Source organism: Oceaniglobus indicus, from assembly GCF_002751875.1.
GTDB lineage: Bacteria > Pseudomonadota > Alphaproteobacteria > Rhodobacterales > Rhodobacteraceae > Oceaniglobus > Oceaniglobus indicus.
On the sequence record NZ_NMZM01000005.1, the window covers coordinates 265,244 to 284,176 of the forward strand.

An 18,933-nucleotide genomic window follows, 5' to 3' on the forward strand; every position below is an offset into this window, starting at 1 on the left:
TCCCCCGCACATCGGGATCGGATCGCCCCGGCGCACAATCCAGCCGCGATAACAGGTCCGTCAATCGGGCCGAAATTATCTTGACTCTTTCTGTCGGAATAAAGAAACTCCACCCATCAAACGCCCAGCCAACCCGTAACGGGCAGCCCGGACAAATGGATATGGAGGTCTGAACATGCCACCCGCCGCCGCCCTCGCGCCCGCCATGCGCCGCACCATGACACCAGAGCAACCCGAGGTCGCGACACCGCCGAAACACGACGCGCGCGACCTGATCGGTGCCGGTGTTCAGGCCCGCATCGAATTGGACGACAAGACATACTGGTTGCGCATCACCCGCGCGGGCAAGCTGATCCTGACCAAGTAGGCGCGCGACGGGGCACGTCTGGCGACGCGACGCCCCGTCGTTCAACAAGGCAAGGCCAATGACCAAGACACCCAGCCCCTGCATCGATGTCTGCAAGTTCAAGCGAAACGGCCATTGCATCGGCTGTTCGATGACAAAGGCGCAGAAGTCGATGTTCAAGTCGCTGAAGAAAGACGCCCACAGGGTGGCTTTCATCGAAATGCTTGCGGCCCAGCAGGACAAGTTGGGCCGTTATGATCATTGGCGACTGGCCTATCGTCGCAAGCTTGCAAAGAAGAACGTCCAGCCGATGGATTTCCTGCCCGACGCGGCCTGACCTGCTGCGCAACGGTCGGCCCTGAACGCCCGAAAGGCGGCGACCGGAACGACCGCACGCGTTACACCTTGCGAAGCAATCACTGCATCGGTTCCGCCCGGGACGTCTCGAAGCTTCGCCTTTTTTCGCGAATCCACCGCCGGATTTTGCGCATTCGCATTTTTTCCTTGCCTGCGGCAGGGTGCAACATTGCCCCACCCCCTGATTGGCTTTAGAACGTTAGGAAGACCCTGCCGACTCCGCGTCGGCGGGCCAGCCAGATTTTACGGGAACCCAGGAGGCACCTACATGGCGGACGCAACCGTTCATGGCCACGAGGGACACGACGAGCGGGGCTTCTTCACCCGCTGGTTCATGTCCACGAACCATAAAGACATCGGTATTCTATACCTCTTCGCCGCCGGCGCCGTCGGCTTCATCTCGGTCGCCTTCACCGTGTACATGCGGATGGAGCTGATGCATCCGGGCGTGCAGTACATGTGCCTGGAAGGCGCGCGCCTGTTCCCGACAGCGGTGGAAAGCTGCACGCCCAACGGGCACCTGTGGAACGTGCTGATCACCGGCCACGGCCTGATGATGATGTTCTTCGTCGTTATTCCGGCGCTGTTCGGCGGTTTCGGCAACTATCTGATGCCATTGCAGATCGGCGCACCCGACATGGCGTTCCCGCGGATGAACAACCTGTCGTTCTGGCTGTTCGTCGCCGGTTCCTGCCTGCTGATCGCATCGGTGTTCGCACCGGGCGGCAACGGCCAGTCCGGATCGGGCATCGGATGGGTGCTCTATGCACCGCTTTCGACGCGCGAGGGCGGGTTCTCGACCGACCTTGCCATCTTCGCGGTTCACGTTTCCGGCGCCTCGTCGATCCTCGGCGCCATCAACATGATCACCACCTTCCTGAACATGCGTGCCCCCGGCATGACCCTGTTCAAGGTGCCGCTGTTCTCGTGGTCGATCTTCGTCACGGCATGGATGATTCTGCTGGCGCTTCCCGTTCTCGCCGGCGCGATCACGATGCTGCTGACGGACCGCAACTTCGGGACGACCTTCTTCGATCCCGCGGGTGGCGGCGATCCGGTGTTGTATCAGCATATCCTGTGGTTCTTTGGCCATCCGGAAGTGTATATCGTGATCCTGCCCGGCTTTGGCATCATCAGCCACGTCATCGCCACCTTCGCGCGCAAGCCGATTTTCGGCTACCTGCCGATGGTCTGGGCCTTGATCGCCATCGGCGCACTGGGCTTCATCGTCTGGGCACACCACATGTACACGGTGGGCATGTCGCTGACGCAGCAGTCGTATTTCATGCTGGCGACCATGGTGATCGCGGTGCCGACCGGCATCAAGATCTTCAGCTGGATCGCGACGATGTGGGGCGGTTCGGTCGAATTCAAGGTGCCCATGCTCTGGGCGTTCGGCTTCCTGTTCCTGTTCACCGTGGGCGGTGTGACCGGCGTCGTGCTGGCCCAGGCCGGGATCGACCGTGCGTATCACGATACCTATTATGTCGTGGCACACTTCCACTATGTGATGTCGCTGGGCGCGGTGTTTGCCATCTTCGCGGGGATCTATTTCTACTTCCCCAAGATGTCGGGTCAGATCATCCCCGAGTGGATCGGCAAGGTGCATTTCTGGGCGTTCTTCATCGGCGCCAACCTGACGTTCTTCCCGCAGCACTTCCTGGGTCGTCAGGGCATGCCCCGTCGTTATATCGACTATCCCGACGCTTTCGCGACGTGGAACCTGGTTTCGTCCTGGGGGGCTTTCCTGTCCTTCGCATCGTTCCTGTTCTTCATCGTCGCGATTTTCTGGGTGATGTTCACCAAGCCGCGCACAGCACCGGCAAACCCGTATAACGAGTTTGCGGACACCTTGGAATGGACCCTGCCCTCGCCGCCGCCCGAGCACACGTTCGAGCAGCTGCCCAAGCAGAGCGACTGGGACATCCGGCACGAGCATTGACGGCCGACCATACCCCTGAAACCGGGCGCCACATTCGACTTGGGCGTCCGGTTTCAAGTCACGGAAAGAACGCCTGCCGAATATCCTTCGGCAGGCGTTTTTCGTCGAGGTGTCGAGGTTTGGCCGCTTGGCAGCGTTCCCGCCCCTCAGCGGTAACTGGATGCCTAAACGAGGCGCTGACCGCCCGTGAGACGGCGCCAAAGCTGCCTTCCTCGATCGTCGGGCTGTCCCCTGTCGCAAACCGTATGGGGCCGGCACGTCTATGCCGGGGGCGACGATCCCGCCGCAGCGGCGCTGTCCGGGGTCAACGCGCGTGCGACGCTGATTTCGGTCCATGCACTCGGCGGGCCGATCTGCGCCTTCGCCGGCTGGGCCCTGATCGGGCGTATCGGGGCGGTCTCGCCGCAGGCCGGGGCGCGGTGCCATTGCCGGCACGCTTTTCGGGGCACTGATCGTGGGCGTCTCACCCTGAGGCTGCGTCTCATCGGGGGCGATGTCCAGTGGACCTATCTGCTGATCGGTGATCTGATCATGTCCGCCGTCACCGTCGACAAACGTATCCGGAGGGCCAGCCTGTGATGAACCCCGAACCCATCCTGACCATCCAGAACATTAAGCAGACGATCAAAACCATGTCCGGGGGTGAGCGTCAGGGCATAGCCTTGGCCCGTGCGCCGGCCTTCGGCTCCAAGATGGTGATCCTCGGGAAGGTGCTGAAGCTGATCCAGCGCGTGCGCGACCGCGGCGTGCCGATCATCCTGAACAGTCACAACATGTCCCACGTCTTCGAGGTCGCCGACCAGATCCATGGTCATCGTCTGGGGCGGGGGCTGTGCGTGCTGAAGCCCGACGAGGTTTGCATGTCCGACACCGTTGCGCTGATGACCGGTGCGTTGTTGCCCGACGGCCTGACCTGGGCCGCCTGAAGATGCGGGATCTCGATCGCGATACGACCATCATCCTCGACCTGATCGAACGTCGACTGGGGGCGGATCTTGCCGCCGGACGCCGCCGCGTGGTCGCCATCGCCGGCCCGCCGGCATCGGGCAAGTCGACCCTCGCGGCGCGCGTGGTGGAGGGCATCAACCGCAAGGCAGGCGACACGGCGGCGCTGTTGCCGATGGACGGGTTCCACCTCGACAACGCAACGCTGGATGCGCGCGGGCTGCGCCAGCTCAAGGGCGCGCCCGACACCTTCGACGCCGACGGCTTCGTGGCGCTGGTGCGGCATGTCCGGCAAGGCAATGCCGATATCCGATATCCGCTCTTTGATCGGGCGCAGGATCGCACGCTTCCCGGCGCCGGGTTCTTGCCGGAAGCCACACCGCTTGTCGTGGTCGAGGGCAATTATCTGCTTCTGCGCCAGGGGGCCTGGGCCGGGTTGAGCAACCTCTTTGATCTGACGGTCATGCTGGCGCCGCCACTGGCCGAGCTTGAGGCGCGCCTGATCGCCCGCTGGCGCCACCACGGGCTTGCCCCCGCCGCCGCCGAAGCACGGGCCCGCGGCAACGACCTGACCAACGCGCGCACCGTCATGACTGAAAGCGCCGAAGCCGACCTCTTCCTCGGCGATTCGCACGATACCGAAGACAACAGGTGCTGAAGATCTTAGCGGACACACCACCGTCCGTGATGCGCACCCTCGTCGGGGGTCCGGCGTATTATCGGAGCCATTTGTCACCACTGGGGAAAGTGGCGATCCCGGGAGGACTCGAACCCCCAACATCCTGATTAGAAGTCAGGTGCTCTATCCAGTTGAGCTACGGGACCGTGCCATGTCGCGCGTTCATTCTTCGCCCTGCCCGCGACGGTCAAATACCCGGTCGGAACCCAGGCGGATTTGGTCGGCGCGGGCGCGTGAAACGTTCCGCCGCGAGACATAAACGTTCAGCTTCCGTTGGGCAAGCGGAACCGCCGCAATGGAACGGGCGCGCGCCCGGTTGCCGGATGCGCGCGTTCCTGGAGCTATCTGACCGGGTTGCGATAGCTCATGCGCCGCACCGATCCGGTTTTCGAGCGCATCAGGATCGTCTCGGTGGTCAGGAACCCCGGCTCGCGCTTGATCCCGGCCACGACCGATCCGTCGGTGACGCCGGTGGCGGCGAAGATCACGTCGCCGGTGACCAGATCGTCACGGGTATAGACGCGGTCGAAGTTCGTGATCCCGGCCTTTTTCGCACGGCCCTTTTCATCGTCGTTGCGGAACAGCAACTTGCCAAACATCTGCCCGCCCATGCATTTCAGCGCGGCGGCGGCCAGCACGCCTTCGGGCGCGCCGCCCGATCCCATGTACATGTCGATGCCGGTGCGTTCCGCCTCGGCGCAGTGGATGATGCCGGCGACGTCGCCGTCGGTGATCAGCCGGATCGCGGCGCCAGTGGTGCGGATTTCGGCAATCATCTCGGCGTGGCGGTCCCGTTCCAGAACGCAGACGGTGATGTCCTCGGTGCTGCACCCCTTGGCCGAGGCCAGCGCGCTGACCCGCTCGGCCGGGCTCATGTCCATTGTCACGACACCGGTCCGGAAGCCGGGACCGATGGCCAGCTTGTCCATATAGACGTCGGGCGCGTGCAGCATGGAATGGCGTGCGCCCATGGCGATCACGGTCAGGGCGTTCGGCATGTCCTTGGCTGTCAGGGTCGTGCCTTCCAGCGGATCCAGCGCGATGTCGACGGCGGGACCGTTACCGGTGCCGACCTCTTCACCGATATAGAGCATCGGCGCCTCGTCACGCTCGCCCTCGCCGATCACGACGGTGCCGGCGATGTCCAGCTTGTTCAGCTGGTCGCGCATGGCGTTGACCGCCGCCTGGTCCGCCTTCTTCTCGTCGCCGCGCCCGATCAGCTTGGCCGATGCCAACGCCGCCGCCTCCGACACCCGCGCCAGCCCGAGGGACAGCATGCGGTCGTGAAATTCAGTTTGGTTGGCCATGGGATTTCCTTGCGTCGGGACAGGTGAGCGGTCAGGCGCGATCTAACCCGCGCGGCGCGGCCCACACAAGACTGTTAGCGTCGCAACCCTCAGACGTCCTCGATGCGGATCGCCACCGGATCGCCCACCAGAACCCCGGTGCCGGCCATGCCGTCGATCGCCCGATCCAGCGCATCGCGCGTGGCCTTGTGGGTGACGATCAGCACCGGCGCGGTGGTTTCGGCGTGATTGTACTGGCGCATCCGGTCGATGGAAATCCCGGCCTCGCCCAGCACGGTGGCGATCCGCGCCAGCGCCCCCGGCTTGTCCTGCAACCGCATCCGAAGGTAAAACGACGCCGGCGGTCCGGAATGGGCGGCGGGTGACGGTTTCAGCGTCGTGGCCGGCTGACCGAAGGTCGATATGCGGATGCCGCGCGCGATGTCCATGACGTCGGCCATGACCGCGCTGGCCGTCGGGCCCATGCCCGCACCGGCCCCGCGCAGCACGATCTGCCCGACGCTGTCGCCTTCCAGAACCACCATGTTGGTGCCGCCCTCAAGCTGTCCCAGCGGTGAATCCGATGGCACGAGGCAGGGTGTCATGCGCTGCTCCAACCCCCGCCCGGTCAGTTGCGCGACGCCCAGAAGCTTGATGCGGAAGCCCATGTCGGCGGCCTGGCGAATATCGTCAATGCTGATCCGGCCGATGCCTTCCATGACGACCGATCCGAAATCGACGCGGGTGCCGAAGGCGATGGCCGCCAGCAGCGACAGCTTGTGCGCCGCATCGATCCCGCCCACGTCCAGGTTCGGATCCGCCTCGAGGTATCCCAGGTCCGACGCCTCCTGAAACACGTCGGCGTAGGGCAGACCCGCGCTTTCCATCCGCGTCAGGATGTAGTTGCAGGTGCCGTTCATCACGCCCATGACGCGCGTGATCTCGTTTCCGGCCAACCCTTCGGTCAGGGCCTTGACCACCGGGATGCCACCGGCGACGGCGGCCTCGAAGCGGATCACGGCGCCCTTCGCCTCGGCCCGTTCGGCCAGATCCTGACCGTGGTGCGCCAGCAGCGCCTTGTTGGCGGTGACCACGTCCTTGCCCGCCGCGATGGCGGCTGCCACCGCGTCATGGGCCGGGCCGCTGTCGCCCCCCACCAGTTCGACGAAGATATCGACATCATCGCGCCGGGCCAGGGCCACGGCGTCATCCTCCCAGGCGTAACCGTTCAGACGCACACCACGATCCTTGTCACGGCTGCGCGCGGACACGGCGGTGATCTCGATCGCGCGCCCGGTGCGGGCCTGCAACACCGCCGCGTGCCGCTGGACGATCTTGACGACGCCGGTGCCGACAGTGCCGAGCCCCGCGATACCAAGGCGAAGGGGGGTGGTCATGGGGCGCGCTCCGTATGGTGATGGGTCCGCCCTGACCTAGCGGGTTTGGCGCGGGCGTTCAACGTGGGTCGCGCCCGCTCAGCCACCGGCAAGGCGGGCGGCGTTGCGTTGCCCCGCGTTGCGCAGGCGGGTGCGCTCGGCCGCCGTGATCGGCGATCCGCGCAACAGGGCGGCGCGCGCCCGCAGGGCGGCAGCGCGGGCGGCCAGCGTATCGGGCAGCGCCGCATCGATCCGGTCATCGGATCCGGCCCGCGCCAACAGCGGGCCCAGCGGCACCAGTTTCGGATAATCCACCCGCGCCGCGGCGGATCTTTCCGCGGTGTCAAGCTCGGGGAACGTGGCGCAGCCGGCCACAAGCGCGGAGAGAACGAGGAGACGGACGGGATGGATCATGGTTCCTCGCGTGCGGGCTTTGACACCCTTCTAGCGGCGCAACCGCCATCAAGGCAACGGTGGACAGGGCGCGTAAAACCGGCACAACGGCAGGATGAGCTTTGTGTCGCACATGGAGATTGCCCTGGCCGAGGCCCGCGCTGCCGCCGCCCGTGGCGAGGTGCCGGTGGGCGCCGTGGTCGTGGCGCGCGGTGTCGTGATCGCACGGGCCGGCAACCGCACGCGCGAATTGCACGACCCGTCCGCCCATGCCGAGATCCTGGCGATCCGGGCGGCCTGTGCCGCCCTCGGGTCCGACCGGCTGCCGGGTTGCGATCTGTGGGTCACGCTGGAACCCTGCCCGGCTTGCGCGGCGGTGATTTCCGCCGCCCGCATTGCCCGGCTCTATTACGGCGCGGGCGATCCGAAATCAGGCGGCGTGGCCCAGGGGCCGCGGATCTTCACCCACCCCCAGGCGCATCACGTTCCCGAAATCTATGACGGGATCGCCGCCGATCAGGCCGAAACCCTGTTGCGCGATTTCTTTCGCGCCCGCCGCTGAGACCCGGCGCGACGCTAGAGCGTCACAACCTCCATCACCTCGGGGGTCAGGACCTGCACGTCCGGCAGGGCCGCGATCATCGCCTTGGCATCCTGCGCCAGAAGCGGGAACGTCTTGTAATGGCCGGGAATGACGGTGCGGAACTGGAAATACCGCTTGGCCGCCCAGGCCGCGCGCTTCATGCCCATGGTGTAATGGCCGCCGGCGCACAGGATGCCGATATCGGGGCGGTGCAATTCGCCCATCCATTCCATGTCGGCCATGATGTCGGTGTCGCCGCTGAAATAGATCGTGCGCCCCTCGCCCGAGATCATGAACCCCGCTTCGGAGCCGGCATGGCCGCCATCGGGCGTGGTCGATGAATGGGTGGCGTTGACCATCGTCACCTTCACATCTCCCAGTGTAATGGTCCCGCCCTTGTTGAAGCCGGTGGTCTCGACCCCCTGATCGTCCAGCCACTTCATCAGCTCGACCATTCCTGCCACAGGCAGGCCCAGCGACGCCGCGTCCGAGGCGTGATCGCCGTGACCATGGGTCAGCAAGACGTGGGTCGCGCCGGCCACCGCTTCGGCCTTGCGGTCTTCGGGGAATGACGGGTTGCCGGTAAACCACGGGTCCATCAGCAACACCTGATCGGCGATCTCGATGCGGAAACTGCCGTGGCCAAGCCAGATGATCTTCATGTCATGTCCTTTCGTGTTTGCCCTCAGTGTAACACAGCGCACCGAGGGGGAAAGCGCGCCGCGCTTGAAGCCCGCGATGCGAATGGATAAACGCACAGGCGACAGGAAATCCCGGAGCCGCCACATGTCCATCGACACCGAAACCGCCGCCCGCGTGGCCAAGCTGGCCCGTATCAGGGTCGAACCCGATGCGCTGCCCGCGCTGGCCGATGCATTCAACACCATTCTCGGCTTTGTCGAGCAGTTGAACGAGGTCGATGTGGACGGGGTCGAGCCGATGACCGGCGTCACGCCCATGCGGCTGAAACGGCGCGACGACGTGGTGACGGACGGCGCCCAGCAGAAGGCGGTTCTGGCCAATGCGCCCGACGCCCGCGAGGGTTTCTTTGCCGTGCCGAAGGTGGTGGAATGATGAGCGATCTGAACGCCCTGACCATCGCCGCCGCCCGCGACAAGCTGCGCGCGCGCGACATCACCGCGACCGAATTGACCGAAGCCTGCCTGGCGGCCGCCGAAGGATCCGGCAAGCTGAACGCCTTTGCCCACCACACGCCCGACATCGCCCGCGAACAGGCAAAGGCCGCCGATGACCGGCTTGCCAAGGGCGACGCGCCCGCCATGTGCGGCATTCCGCTGGGCATCAAGGATCTGTTCTGCACGAAGGGCGTGCCGTCACAGGCCGCCAGCGCGATCCTGAACGGGTTCCGCCCGGAATACGAATCGACCGTTACCCAGAACCTGTTCGACGCCGGCGCCGTGATGCTGGGCAAGCTGAACATGGACGAATTCGCCATGGGGTCGAGCAACGAGACCAGCACCTATGGCAACGTCGTGAACCCCTGGAAGGGCGACGACGGCGCCGACCTGACGCCCGGCGGATCGTCGGGCGGATCGGCGGCGGCGGTGGCGGGCGATCTGTGCCTTGCCGCGACCGGCACCGACACCGGCGGCTCGATCCGCCAGCCCGCCGCGTTTGCCGGGATCACAGGGGTCAAGCCGACCTATGGGCGGTGTTCGCGCTGGGGCATCGTGGCCTTCGCCTCGTCGCTGGACCAGGCCGGACCGATGACCAAGGACGTGCGCGATGCGGCGATCATGCTGTCGGCCATGTGCGGCCACGACCCCAAGGATTCGACCAGCATGGACATGCCGGTGCCCGATTTCGAAGCGGCGCTGACCGGCGACATCAAGGGCAAGACGATCGGCATCCCCAGGGAATACCGGATGGACGGCATGCCGTCCGAGATCGAAAAGCTGTGGGAAGACGGCACCGCCATGCTGCGCGATGCCGGGGCCAGGATCGTCGACATCTCGCTGCCGCATACGAAATACGCCCTACCCGCCTATTACGTCATCGCCCCGGCCGAGGCGTCAAGCAACCTGGCCCGCTATGACGGCGTGCGCTTCGGCCATCGTGCGAAACTGTCGCAGGGCGACGGCATCACCGAGATGTATGAAAAGACCCGCGCCGAAGGTTTCGGCGCGGAGGTGCAACGCCGCGTGATGGTCGGCACCTATGTGCTGTCGGCGGGATTCTACGACGCGTATTACAACCGCGCGCGCAAGGTCCGCACCCTGATCAAGCGGGATTTCGACACCGTGTTCGCCGATGGTGTCGATGCGATCCTGACCCCCGCGACACCCTCGGCCGCGTTCCCGCTGGGAGCCATGGCCGACGCCGACCCGGTGCAGATGTATCTGAACGACGTCTTCACGGTGACGGTGAACCTGGCCGGTCTGCCCGGCGTTGCGGTGCCCGCGGGGCTGAACGCGAAGGGCCTGCCGCTGGGTCTGCAACTGATCGGCCGCCCGTGGGAGGAAGCCGATCTGCTGAACGTCGCCTATACGCTGGAGCGGGCCGCGGGCTTTGTGGCCAAACCTGCGAAATGGTGGTAACTTCGACCTCTTGGAACGGGGGCAGCGCAGGGCAATGCCCCCGTTCCGCACGGCGCAAACAGGCAGCAATCGGATAAAAGAGACGTGACACCGGCAAGCAAAATCGGCGCGACCCTTGTTCTTCTGGCCTTTGCCATGACGGCCTGTGCGCCGACCATCCCCGACAGCGGCGCAGGCGTCGGCTTCGATGATTACAACGCCTACGAACGCCAGCGTCAGCAGCGCGAGGTCGCGCTGCGCGGCGGCGGGACCGTGCCGCTGGACACCGGGCGACCGGTCAACACGCCCGATCCCGCGCCCCGCGTCATTTCGGACGAAGACCTGCGCGCCGCGGGCCTGCCCATCGGCACGCCCTCGGCGACCACGCCGCCGCCATCCACCGCCACGTCCGACGGGTTCCCGGCGCCGGCGCCGGTAACCGGCGCCCCGATCAGCGCCATCACTCCGGCCCAGCCCGTGTCGCAGACACCGGTGAACAATCCCGGCATTTCGGATGAACAGGACTTCAGCGCGGTGGCCGAGCGTGAAACCATCGAATCGGATCGCGAACGGATCGAACAGAACCGCGAGGCGTATCGGGTGATCCAGCCGACGGCGGTGCCCAGCCGTCCGAACGCCGGCGAACCCAATATTGTGGCCTTCGCGCTGTCCACCACCAACAACGTCGGCCAGCAGATCTATAGCCGGTCGTCGTTCAACAAGGACGCCAAGTTCCAGCGTGCCTGCGCCGGTTATGCATCGCCCGACCGGGCGCAGGAAGATTTCCTGAAGAACGGCGGTCCTCAGCGTGACCGCCTGGGCGTCGATCCCGATGGTGACGGTTTTGCCTGCTATTGGGATCCGTCGCCGTTCCGTGCCGTCGCGCGCAACTGATCCCCTGCCCGTCCGCTGGCATCCGTCGCCGAACTTCGGCGCGCGCCGGGGCGGTCTGGTGCCCGACCTGGTGGTGCTGCATTACACGGCCATGGCCACCATGGAGGCGGCCCTGGCGCGGCTGTGCGATCCCGCGTTCGAGGTGTCGGCCCATTACCTGATCGGCGCGAACGGCGACACCGTGCAGATGGTGCGCGAGGACGACCGTGCCTGGCATGCCGGGGCGGGGGCGTGGCGGGGACGCGGCGACGTCAACTCGCGCTCGATCGGAATCGAGCTGGACAATGACGGACGTTCGCCCTTCCCCGAACGCCAGATGGTCGCGCTGGAACGCCTGCTCGGCGATATCATGGCGCGCCGGGCGATTGCGCCCGCCGGCCTCATCGGTCATTCGGACATGGCACCGGGGCGCAAGATAGACCCTGGTGCACGGTTCGACTGGCGGCGGCTGGCGTTGCAGGGCCTGGCGATCTGGCCCGGCGCGAGCGCCGGCGCGGCGGATGGCGACCGCTTGCACGACGATCTGTGCGCCGCCGGATACCCCGCCGACGTCGATCCGGACACGGTATTGGCGGCGTTCCGCCTGCGCTTTCGCCCCTGGGCGCACGGCCCGGCCGACGCGACCGACCGGGCGCTGGCCCACGCCGTCGCACGGATGGCCGTTGACCCAGCCCGCGCCACCGCCTAATTGCAACGGGCGCGGAGGGCTGGATGGCCGCGTGTCCCTTCGGGGGCGCGAGGAAAGTCCGGACTCCCTGAAGCAACGGTGCCGGGTAACGCCCGGGCGGGGATCGGCGGGGCAACCCGGCGGGAACCCGACGGAAAGCGCCACAGAGAACAGACCGCCTGTCACAGGTCGCGTGCGGCCCATGCAGGTAAGGGTGAAACGGTGGGGTAAGAGCCCACCGGGGGGCTGGCAACAGCGCCCGCACGGCAAGCCCCACCGGGAGCAATGCCGAATAGGGATTTCACGGGGTTCGCCCCAGGGCCGCTTCAGCCCCGAAATCCGGGTTGGCAGCTTGATCCTCCGGGCAATCGGAGGACCAGAGGAATGGTCATCGCCCCGCGTTTCGGCGCGGGGATACAGAATCCGGCTTACAGGCCCTCCGCGCATATTCGGGCCAGCTCGAAGATGAGTATTTGGAGCAAGAAAAAACCGGGTGGGCCGCCTGGGTCGCGGGCGCGAATCCCGGTTGACACGACGACCGGCTTGTTTAAAAGCCGGGGTTCAGGATTTCTGTGGGCGCCCGGATTGCGCCCCTGCGAGGAGAGACAACCATGGCGAAGCCGACAACCATCAAGATCCGTCTCAACTCGACGGCGGATACCGGTCATTTCTATGTGACCAAGAAGAATGCCCGCACCATGACCGAAAAGATGGTCGTGAAGAAATACGACCCCGTTGCGCGCAAGCACGTCGATTACAAGGAAGGCAAGATCAAGTAGATCTGCCGCTCCCGATGGTTTGAGGCCGTGCCCGGAATTGTCCGAGCGCGGCTTTTTTCTTTGGCGCGTTCCGATTCGCGCAGGACGCGGCGCGATCCCGATTTCGGGCGGCGGCGTTGACGGTCCGCCGCCCGGTCGGTTCACTTCGCGGTGATGCGGCCTTCGACCACCGGCGCCACGGGCGCGTTCGCGGCCATGTATTCGGCCAGAACGTCGGCCACGTCGGGGCCGAAATCATAGGCGTCCTGGGCATCCACGAACATCTTGTAGCCGTCGCCGCCGTTGCGCACGAAGTTGTTCGAGACCACGCCATACATCGCCGCGGGATCAATGGGTTCGCCCGCCACCATGACATCGCTGATCCGCGCCCCCGGCTCGGCCGCGGCATCGAAGGCGAAGGTCATGCCGGCCACCTGCGGAAACCGGCCCGAGACATCCTCGATCTGGCTGACCCCGTTTTCCAGCGCGGCCAGGATCGCCTGACCGCTGACCCGGAAGGTCGACAGCGTGTTTTGAAACGGCAGCACGGTCAGCACCTCGCCCATGGTGACCGGCCCCGCGTCGATGCCGGCCCGCACGCCGCCCGAGTTCTGATAGCCGATCTGGATCCCCTGATCCGCCACCCGCGCCAGCATCGCATCGGCGATCAGGTTGCCCATGGCACGTTCCTGCACCCGGCAAACGGCCCGATCGCCTTCGATGGCGGCGGTGGTTTCGGCCACAACCCGGTTGCGGATCTCGTCCAGCGGCCTGGCCGCCTCGGCGATCCGGTCCACCACCGACGCCTCTTCGGTCACCGCCGCGTCCAGCAGGATCGGCTCGCCCATGGCCGAGGTCACGCGGCCATCATCATCGAAGGTGACGTTCAACTCGCCCAGGAACTTGCCATAGGCATAGGCCTGCACGATGGCGGTGTCGCCGACCATCACGGGATACGGGCCCTTGGCCCCTTCGATGGTGTTGGACAGCAGCGAGTTGTCGTGCCCGCCGACGATCACGTCCACGCCGGTGGTGTTCTCGGCCACGGTGCGATCGACGTTCAGGCCGGAATGGGACAGGACCACGATCTTGGTCACCCCCATGTCGGTCAGGCGGTCGACCTCGCCCTGCACCGCGTCGGACGGGTCGGTGAAGATCACGTTGGGGCCGGGACTGGCCAGTTCGGGGGTGTCCTGCGGCGTCAGGCCGATCAGGCCGATCTTTTCGCCGGCCTGTTCGATCACCACCGACTTCTGGATCACGTCGCTCAGCAACGGCTCGCCGCTCAAGTCCGCATTCGACATCAGGATCGGAAAGTCGATGGTTTCGGCAAACCCCCGCAGCACCTCGGGGCCGTCGTCGAATTCATGGTTGCCCACCGTCATCGCCGTGTATTGCATCCGGTTCATCATCTCGGCCGCCAGCTTGCCCTTGTAATGGGTATAGAACAGCGTGCCCTGGAACTGATCGCCACCATCGACCAGGATCCAGTTGTCGGACCGGGCCTTGGCGTCCTGGATCGCGGTGACCAGGCGGGCCGAGCCGCCGAAGCATTCGCCCGCCGCGTTGTCTTCGCTTGCGCAGGTCGAATCGTATTTGCTGATCGGCTCGAACCGGGCATGGAAATCGTTGGTGTGCAGGACCGTCAGCTTGTATTCGGCGCTGGCGGTTCCGGCGGTCAGGGCCAGGACGGCGGCCGACGACAGAAGACGAATGGACATGGGATCCCCCCTTGGGCGTTTGGCTGCCTGAAAGAGTGGCGCGGGATGGCCGATCTGTCAAAGTGCAATCGTGCCCGGCCGGCCCGCAGCGACGCACGAGCCTTGACCCCGGATCGCGCGCGGGGCATGACCCGCCCATGCAGATTTACAAGATATTGAGAGCCCAGGAATGGGCCACCCTGCGTGACCTCGGTACAAGCCCCGGCGCGCCCATCGACGAAGAAGACGGCTTCGTCCATTTTTCGACCGCCGATCAGGTGCAAGGCACGCTGGAGCGTCACTTCGCCGACGAGGACGATCTTGTCCTGGTCGCGATGGATGCCGATGCCCTGGGCGATTCCCTGAAATGGGAAGAGGCGCGCGAGGGCGACAAGTTTCCGCACCTCTATCGCGCGCTGTCGCTGGCGGATGTGAAATGGAACCGCCCCATCACCAAGGGTGAAGACGGTCACGTCCTGCCCGACGGGGTCGAGTGAACGCCATCGAACGATTCGGGCTGGCCGCATTGCGCCGGCTGGACCCGGAGACCGCCCATGGCTTTGCCCTGCGCGCCCTGCGTGCGGGGTTTGCGCCGTCGCCGGGACCGGTCACGTCGGATCGCCTGAAGACGACCATTGCCGGTCTGGTGCTGCCCAACCCCGTCGGGTTGGCCGCCGGGTTCGACAAGAACGCGGAAGCCCTGGTGCCGCTGTCATCCGCCGGTTTCGGTTTTCTCGAGGTCGGCGCGACCACGCCGCGCCCGCAGCCCGGCAACCCCCGCCCCCGCCTGTTCCGCCTGAGCGAGGATCGCGCCGCGATCAACCGCTTCGGGTTCAACAACGACGGGATGGAAGTGATGGCCCAGCGCCTGTCGGTGCCGCGCGACGGCATTCCGGTCGGCCTGAACCTTGGTGCCAACAAGGACAGCGACGACCGCGCGGCGGATTTCGCCCGCGTTCTGACGCGCTGTGCCCCCTATGCGGATTTTGCCACGGTCAACGTATCATCCCCCAACACCGAACGGCTGCGCGATCTGCAGGGCGCCGCCGCCCTGTCGGCCCTGCTGGCCGGGGTGATGGAGGCGCGCGACGCGCTCGAGCGTCGGGTGCCCGTCTTCCTTAAGATCGCGCCGGACCTGTCGGCGGACGAGCTGGAGGATCTGGCCGAGGTTGCGCTGGCGCAGAAGGTCGACGCCATCATCGCCACCAACACCACCCTGTCGCGCGACGGTTTGCGCAGCGCCCATTCCGACGAAAAGGGCGGACTGTCGGGCGCGCCGCTGTTCGATCCGTCCACCCGCGTTCTGGCCCGGCTGTCCGTGTTGACCGAGGGGCGCGTGCCCCTGATCGGGGTCGGTGGCGTCGGATCGGCGGCCCAAGCCTATGGCAAGATTCGCGCCGGCGCCGCGGCGGTGCAGCTTTACACCGCGTTGGTCTATGGCGGGCTGGCGCTGGTCGGCGACATCGCGCGGGGGCTGGACGATCTGTTGGCGCGGGATGGGTTCGCGAACGTGGCCGATGCCGTGGGCACCGGACGCGACGACTGGCTGGCCTAGGCGGGGGCGGCCAGCCGTTCGATCCGGGGATAGCGCAGGGACAGTGTCGTGCCGCGCATCACCAGCGAAATGACCAGCGCAATCCAGAGCCCGTGATTGGCGAACAGCGGCGGCAGGACATAGGCCGCGACGGCATAGACCACCGCCGACACCGCCATCATGTTGCGCATATCGCGGGTCGCGGTCGCGCCGACAAAGATTCCGTCCAGCATGAAGGCCGGCAGGCCGATCACCGGGATCAGGATCAGCCACGGCAGGTATTTGCGGGCCTCGGCCTGAACATCCGGTGCCGTGGTCATCAGGTCGATGACCGCACCGCCGAACAGGGCGAACCCCGCCGACAGCACGACGACGATGGCCAGCCCCCAGCCCGAGGTCAGCACCGCCGAGCGGCGCAACAGATCGGGCCGGCGCCGCCCCATGGCCTGTCCCACCAGCGTTTCGGCGGAAAAGGCGAATCCGTCCAGCGCGAAGGCCGTGATATGCAGGAACTGGATCAGGATCTGGTTCGCGGCCAGCGGCACGTCACCGAACTGTGCTCCGAGGAACATGAACGACACGAACATCGCTTCCAGCAGGACCGAGCGGATCAGGATATCGGTGTTGACCGATGCCATGTGCTTCAGGCGTGCGCGGTCGAACACGCGCGGCCAGTCGCGCCATGCCGGCACGGCGAACGCCGCGCGGCAGAACCACAGGCCAAGGGCCAGACCGGCCCATTCGGCGATCAGCGTGGCAAAGGCCACGCCGCCGACGCCAAGGTCCAGCCCCAGCACGAACCACAAATCCAGCGTGATGTTCAGCCCGTTCATCACCACCTGCATGCCCAGCACCGCGCGCGTGCGCTCCGCCGCGATCAGCCAGCCGGTGATGCCATAGATCGCGATGGCAGCGGGGGCCGACCAGATGCGGATCGCCATGTAGTCGCGCGCCAACGCTTCGACCTCGGCCGAGGCGGGGGCCACCGCGAACGCGGCGTGGAACAGCCAGACCTGCGCCGCGATCAGGATCACCCCCGCCCCCAGCCCGATCATCAGGGCGCGCGACAACAGCGCCGCGACCTCGCCGGTCTGTCCGGCGCCCAGCGCCTGCGATGTCAACCCGACGGTGCCCATCCGCAGGAAACCGAACACCCAATAGATCGCCGACAGCACGACCGCGCCGATGCCGACCGCACCGATGGGCGCGGCCAGCCCCATCTGCCCCACGACGCCGGTATCCACCGCGCCGAGGATCGGGATCGTCGCGTTCGACAGCACGATGGGCAACGCGATGTTCAGAACACGCCGGTGGGTCAGGGCCTTGGGCTCACTCATGGGACGGCTCCGTATCCGGGTCCGACGCCGCAAGGTCCGGCATGATGAAATGCCCCGTCCCCTGCGCGAAGGGTCGGGCGCGGTTGTCCTGCCACGCTTCGACATGGACGCTGGCATATCGCCGCCCCGACCGGTTGATCCGCGCCCGTGCATAGGCATCGCGCGGCAGACCCGCGCGCAGGTAATCGACTGTGAAATCGATGGTCTTCGGCAAACGCAGAAGTCGTTCGTCGCCTTGCGTGCGACGCTCGGGCGCGCCCGTCTCCATGCGCGACCAGATCAGGGACCAGCCCAGTTCGATGATCGCCGTCACCTCGAGAAAGGCCGCCGTCGCACCGCCGTGCAGGGCGGGCAGCACGGGATTGCCGATCAGCTTGTCGTCGAACGCCATGATCGCGGTCAATTCATCGCCGCGCCGCTCAAAGCTGATGCCCATGAACGCGATATAGGGCACGCCGCCCACCAGGGCCGCAAGGGCGGCGTCACGCCGTCGCTTGACCACGGCGACGGGATCGGGGGTTGGCCGGCTCATCGCTGCGTCCCTTCGCGGCGTTCGAAGGTGAAGGCGCCCGTAGCGGCCGCCACCGGATTTTCGGTGTCATCGTCCAGCGCCTCGGCCCGCACGAAGGCGACATTGCGCGTCACGTGATAGCAATGGGCGCGGGCGCGAATGGCCTGTCCCGGCGTGGCCGCGCGCATGTAATCGATGCGCAGATCGATGGTGGCGGTGGCCTGGGTGCCGTCCGGGTGGCTCATCACCGCCGCGCCCCCGCAGGTATCCATCAGCGCCGACACGGCGCCGCCATGGATCACGCCCGTTGCCGGATCGCCGATCAGGCGCGGATCATAGGGCATGCTGATCTCGGCCCGCCCGTCGCCGATCTGTTCCAGCGACATGCCCAGCGCACGCGCGTGGGCCAGCGCGTCAATGAAACGGGCCGCGTTCACGGCCTTCACGGTGTCATTCATACCGGCAATCCTTGTGGCGAAAGGGCAAGCCCGCTTATTTTCCGTTCCCCGCCGCGCGGCAACCCCCGAAACGTCGCAGGGGCGCGGGCACGATTGAACCGCGCCGGTCCCTGATCTATCTTCACATCGAAAGGAAACCGCAATGTCCGATCAACGTCTGTCCTTCAAGGAGATGTGCGCCCGGTTCGACGTGACGCCGCGCACCCTGCGGTATTACGAATACATCGAATTGCTGCATCCCGAAAAGGAAGGGCGCGCGCGGTTCTACGGCCCGCGCGACATCGCCCGCCTGACGCTGATCCTGCGCGGGCGCCGGTGGGGGTTCTCGCTTGAAGAGATCCGGCAGTGGCTGCTGATCTATGACAAGCAGGGAAATGCGGCCCAGATGGACGAATGGGTGCGGCTGGCCGACCGGCAACTGGAAACGCTGAAGCGCGAACAGGAACAGCTTGCCCGCACGATCGAAGAGCTTCAGGAAACCCGCGACAGCGTGGCCGCCACGCGGTCCACCTCGCCCGAAGGCGACTGAGGTCGCATTCGGGCGGCGCGATCGCGCCGCCCGAACGCGCCAGATCGCACTTCAAAAGTTGCGCGAAATTCTGCGGAACGTTCCAGTCGTGTCGCCCGCAT

At 66.0% G+C, this 18,933-nt stretch carries 21 protein-coding genes, 1 tRNA gene, 1 other RNA gene and 2 pseudogenes; 16 read left to right on the forward strand and 9 right to left on the reverse strand.

Features of this window, described 5'->3' with window-relative positions; genetic code table 11:
• Positions 1-205 precede the first annotated feature (205 nt).
• The 6 genes and pseudogenes from hemP to CFP68_RS10225 all read left to right on the forward strand — a co-directional run bounded on the left by hemP (position 206) and on the right by CFP68_RS10225 (position 4,248).
• Positions 206-367, forward strand: coding sequence for a hemin uptake protein HemP (hemP, locus tag CFP68_RS10200; RefSeq protein ID WP_099826804.1), 162 nt, complete (start codon positions 206-208; stop codon positions 365-367).
• Positions 368-425: 58 nt separating this feature from the next.
• Positions 426-683, forward strand: coding sequence for a DUF1289 domain-containing protein (locus CFP68_RS10205; protein WP_099826805.1), 258 nt, complete (start codon positions 426-428; stop codon positions 681-683).
• A gap of 288 nt (positions 684-971) precedes the next feature.
• Complete coding sequence (gene ctaD, locus CFP68_RS10210) at positions 972-2,645, forward strand: cytochrome c oxidase subunit I (RefSeq protein ID WP_099826806.1); 1,674 nt, start codon at positions 972-974, stop codon at positions 2,643-2,645.
• Positions 2,646-2,876: 231 nt separating this feature from the next.
• Positions 2,877-3,224 (forward strand): annotated as a pseudogene (locus tag CFP68_RS10215) (ABC transporter permease subunit); the annotation flags it as partial.
• Between the two features lie 14 nt (positions 3,225-3,238).
• Positions 3,239-3,571, forward strand: a pseudogene (locus CFP68_RS10220) (P-loop NTPase family protein); the annotation flags it as partial.
• Positions 3,572-3,573: 2 nt separating this feature from the next.
• The gene (locus tag CFP68_RS10225) at positions 3,574-4,248 is read left to right on the forward strand and encodes a nucleoside/nucleotide kinase family protein (RefSeq protein WP_241524034.1); all 675 of its coding nucleotides are present in this window, start codon (positions 3,574-3,576) and stop codon (positions 4,246-4,248) included.
• A 90-nt stretch (positions 4,249-4,338) separates the two neighbouring features.
• On the opposite strand, the gene CFP68_RS10230 is transcribed toward CFP68_RS10225, so the two are convergent.
• The 4 genes from CFP68_RS10230 to CFP68_RS10245 all read right to left on the reverse strand — a co-directional run bounded on the left by CFP68_RS10230 (position 4,339) and on the right by CFP68_RS10245 (position 7,345).
• A tRNA-Arg gene (locus CFP68_RS10230) sits at positions 4,339-4,415 on the reverse strand.
• Between the two features lie 195 nt (positions 4,416-4,610).
• On the reverse strand, positions 4,611-5,576 hold the full coding sequence (glpX, locus tag CFP68_RS10235) for a class II fructose-bisphosphatase (protein WP_099826808.1): 966 nt from the start codon (positions 5,574-5,576) through the stop codon (positions 4,611-4,613).
• An 89-nt stretch (positions 5,577-5,665) separates the two neighbouring features.
• Positions 5,666-6,952 carry a homoserine dehydrogenase gene (locus CFP68_RS10240; protein WP_099826809.1) on the reverse strand — a complete coding sequence of 429 codons (1,287 nt, stop codon included), beginning with the start codon at positions 6,950-6,952 and terminating at the stop codon, positions 5,666-5,668.
• Between the two features lie 78 nt (positions 6,953-7,030).
• Positions 7,031-7,345, reverse strand: a complete 315-nt coding sequence (locus CFP68_RS10245) for a hypothetical protein (protein ID WP_241524035.1) — start codon at positions 7,343-7,345, stop codon at positions 7,031-7,033.
• A gap of 94 nt (positions 7,346-7,439) precedes the next feature.
• Here CFP68_RS10245 and CFP68_RS10250 point away from each other — a divergent pair, with 94 nt between their 5' ends.
• On the forward strand, positions 7,440-7,886 hold the full coding sequence (locus CFP68_RS10250; RefSeq protein ID WP_099826810.1) for a nucleoside deaminase: 447 nt from the start codon (positions 7,440-7,442) through the stop codon (positions 7,884-7,886).
• 14 nt (positions 7,887-7,900) lie between these two features.
• On the opposite strand, the gene CFP68_RS10255 is transcribed toward CFP68_RS10250, so the two are convergent.
• Positions 7,901-8,569, reverse strand: coding sequence for a metal-dependent hydrolase (locus tag CFP68_RS10255; RefSeq protein WP_099826811.1), 669 nt, complete (start codon positions 8,567-8,569; stop codon positions 7,901-7,903).
• Between the two features lie 124 nt (positions 8,570-8,693).
• Between CFP68_RS10255 and gatC the strand changes: the two genes are divergently transcribed.
• The 6 genes from gatC to rpmG all read left to right on the forward strand — a co-directional run bounded on the left by gatC (position 8,694) and on the right by rpmG (position 12,784).
• Entirely contained in the window at positions 8,694-8,981 is a 288-nt protein-coding gene (gatC, locus tag CFP68_RS10260; protein ID WP_099826812.1) for an Asp-tRNA(Asn)/Glu-tRNA(Gln) amidotransferase subunit GatC, read from the forward strand.
• The gene (gatA, locus tag CFP68_RS10265) at positions 8,981-10,465 is read left to right on the forward strand and encodes an Asp-tRNA(Asn)/Glu-tRNA(Gln) amidotransferase subunit GatA (protein WP_099826813.1); all 1,485 of its coding nucleotides are present in this window, start codon (positions 8,981-8,983) and stop codon (positions 10,463-10,465) included. Before gatC ends, gatA begins: the two co-directional genes overlap by 1 nt.
• A gap of 84 nt (positions 10,466-10,549) precedes the next feature.
• Positions 10,550-11,338 (forward strand): hypothetical protein, encoded by a 789-nt coding sequence (locus CFP68_RS10270; RefSeq protein WP_241524036.1) that lies wholly within the window; start codon positions 10,550-10,552, stop codon positions 11,336-11,338.
• Positions 11,319-12,026 carry an N-acetylmuramoyl-L-alanine amidase gene (locus CFP68_RS10275; RefSeq protein ID WP_241524037.1) on the forward strand — a complete coding sequence of 236 codons (708 nt, stop codon included), beginning with the start codon at positions 11,319-11,321 and terminating at the stop codon, positions 12,024-12,026. The genes CFP68_RS10270 and CFP68_RS10275 overlap by 20 nt, the downstream gene beginning before the upstream one ends.
• Before the next feature lie 11 nt (positions 12,027-12,037).
• Positions 12,038-12,452, forward strand: an RNA gene (gene rnpB / locus CFP68_RS10280) — RNase P RNA component class A.
• 164 nt (positions 12,453-12,616) lie between these two features.
• The gene (gene rpmG, locus CFP68_RS10285; protein ID WP_099826815.1) at positions 12,617-12,784 is read left to right on the forward strand and encodes a 50S ribosomal protein L33; all 168 of its coding nucleotides are present in this window, start codon (positions 12,617-12,619) and stop codon (positions 12,782-12,784) included.
• A gap of 140 nt (positions 12,785-12,924) precedes the next feature.
• Here the strand turns inward: rpmG and CFP68_RS10290 are convergent, their stop codons facing one another.
• The gene (locus CFP68_RS10290) at positions 12,925-14,484 is read right to left on the reverse strand and encodes a bifunctional metallophosphatase/5'-nucleotidase (protein WP_099826816.1); all 1,560 of its coding nucleotides are present in this window, start codon (positions 14,482-14,484) and stop codon (positions 12,925-12,927) included.
• Positions 14,485-14,621: 137 nt separating this feature from the next.
• Between CFP68_RS10290 and CFP68_RS10295 the strand changes: the two genes are divergently transcribed.
• Together CFP68_RS10295 and CFP68_RS10300 are read left to right on the forward strand one after the other, a co-directional pair.
• The gene (locus CFP68_RS10295; RefSeq protein WP_099826817.1) at positions 14,622-14,960 is read left to right on the forward strand and encodes a DUF952 domain-containing protein; all 339 of its coding nucleotides are present in this window, start codon (positions 14,622-14,624) and stop codon (positions 14,958-14,960) included.
• Positions 14,957-16,018 (forward strand): quinone-dependent dihydroorotate dehydrogenase, encoded by a 1,062-nt coding sequence (locus tag CFP68_RS10300; protein WP_099826818.1) that lies wholly within the window; start codon positions 14,957-14,959, stop codon positions 16,016-16,018. The genes CFP68_RS10295 and CFP68_RS10300 overlap by 4 nt, the downstream gene beginning before the upstream one ends.
• Here the strand turns inward: CFP68_RS10300 and CFP68_RS10305 are convergent.
• The 3 genes from CFP68_RS10305 to CFP68_RS10315 are packed head-to-tail and all read right to left on the reverse strand — an operon-like array spanning position 16,015 to position 18,303.
• Positions 16,015-17,334 carry an MATE family efflux transporter gene (locus tag CFP68_RS10305; RefSeq protein ID WP_099826819.1) on the reverse strand — a complete coding sequence of 440 codons (1,320 nt, stop codon included), beginning with the start codon at positions 17,332-17,334 and terminating at the stop codon, positions 16,015-16,017. The genes CFP68_RS10300 and CFP68_RS10305 overlap by 4 nt on opposite strands.
• Positions 17,327-17,866: a PaaI family thioesterase gene (locus tag CFP68_RS10310; protein WP_099826820.1), complete on the reverse strand. Its 540-nt coding sequence runs from the start codon at positions 17,864-17,866 to the stop codon at positions 17,327-17,329. The genes CFP68_RS10305 and CFP68_RS10310 overlap by 8 nt, the downstream gene beginning before the upstream one ends.
• Positions 17,863-18,303 carry a PaaI family thioesterase gene (locus CFP68_RS10315; protein ID WP_099826821.1) on the reverse strand — a complete coding sequence of 147 codons (441 nt, stop codon included), beginning with the start codon at positions 18,301-18,303 and terminating at the stop codon, positions 17,863-17,865. The genes CFP68_RS10310 and CFP68_RS10315 overlap by 4 nt, the downstream gene beginning before the upstream one ends.
• Before the next feature lie 142 nt (positions 18,304-18,445).
• Between CFP68_RS10315 and CFP68_RS10320 the strand changes: the two genes are divergently transcribed.
• Positions 18,446-18,832 carry a MerR family transcriptional regulator gene (locus CFP68_RS10320; protein ID WP_099826822.1) on the forward strand — a complete coding sequence of 129 codons (387 nt, stop codon included), beginning with the start codon at positions 18,446-18,448 and terminating at the stop codon, positions 18,830-18,832.
• The last annotated feature ends 101 nt before the right edge of the window (positions 18,833-18,933 follow it).

Coding starts and splice junctions, on each gene's coding strand:
- glpX (WP_099826808.1), bottom strand. CDS start 5,576: ATGGCCAACCAAACTGAATTTCACGACCGCATGCTGTCCCTCGGGCTG.
- CFP68_RS10315 (WP_099826821.1), bottom strand. CDS start 18,303: ATGAATGACACCGTGAAGGCCGTGAACGCGGCCCGTTTCATTGACGCG.
- CFP68_RS10295 (WP_099826817.1), top strand. CDS start 14,622: ATGCAGATTTACAAGATATTGAGAGCCCAGGAATGGGCCACCCTGCGT.
- CFP68_RS10205 (WP_099826805.1), top strand. CDS start 426: ATGACCAAGACACCCAGCCCCTGCATCGATGTCTGCAAGTTCAAGCGA.
- hemP (WP_099826804.1), top strand. CDS start 206: ATGCGCCGCACCATGACACCAGAGCAACCCGAGGTCGCGACACCGCCG.
- CFP68_RS10250 (WP_099826810.1), top strand. CDS start 7,440: ATGAGCTTTGTGTCGCACATGGAGATTGCCCTGGCCGAGGCCCGCGCT.
- CFP68_RS10225 (WP_241524034.1), top strand. CDS start 3,574: ATGCGGGATCTCGATCGCGATACGACCATCATCCTCGACCTGATCGAA.
- CFP68_RS10305 (WP_099826819.1), bottom strand. CDS start 17,334: ATGAGTGAGCCCAAGGCCCTGACCCACCGGCGTGTTCTGAACATCGCG.
- CFP68_RS10240 (WP_099826809.1), bottom strand. CDS start 6,952: ATGACCACCCCCCTTCGCCTTGGTATCGCGGGGCTCGGCACTGTCGGC.
- rpmG (WP_099826815.1), top strand. CDS start 12,617: ATGGCGAAGCCGACAACCATCAAGATCCGTCTCAACTCGACGGCGGAT.
- CFP68_RS10320 (WP_099826822.1), top strand. CDS start 18,446: ATGTCCGATCAACGTCTGTCCTTCAAGGAGATGTGCGCCCGGTTCGAC.
- gatC (WP_099826812.1), top strand. CDS start 8,694: ATGTCCATCGACACCGAAACCGCCGCCCGCGTGGCCAAGCTGGCCCGT.
- CFP68_RS10245 (WP_241524035.1), bottom strand. CDS start 7,345: ATGATCCATCCCGTCCGTCTCCTCGTTCTCTCCGCGCTTGTGGCCGGC.
- gatA (WP_099826813.1), top strand. CDS start 8,981: ATGAGCGATCTGAACGCCCTGACCATCGCCGCCGCCCGCGACAAGCTG.
- CFP68_RS10310 (WP_099826820.1), bottom strand. CDS start 17,866: ATGAGCCGGCCAACCCCCGATCCCGTCGCCGTGGTCAAGCGACGGCGT.
- CFP68_RS10255 (WP_099826811.1), bottom strand. CDS start 8,569: ATGAAGATCATCTGGCTTGGCCACGGCAGTTTCCGCATCGAGATCGCC.
- CFP68_RS10290 (WP_099826816.1), bottom strand. CDS start 14,484: ATGTCCATTCGTCTTCTGTCGTCGGCCGCCGTCCTGGCCCTGACCGCC.
- ctaD (WP_099826806.1), top strand. CDS start 972: ATGGCGGACGCAACCGTTCATGGCCACGAGGGACACGACGAGCGGGGC.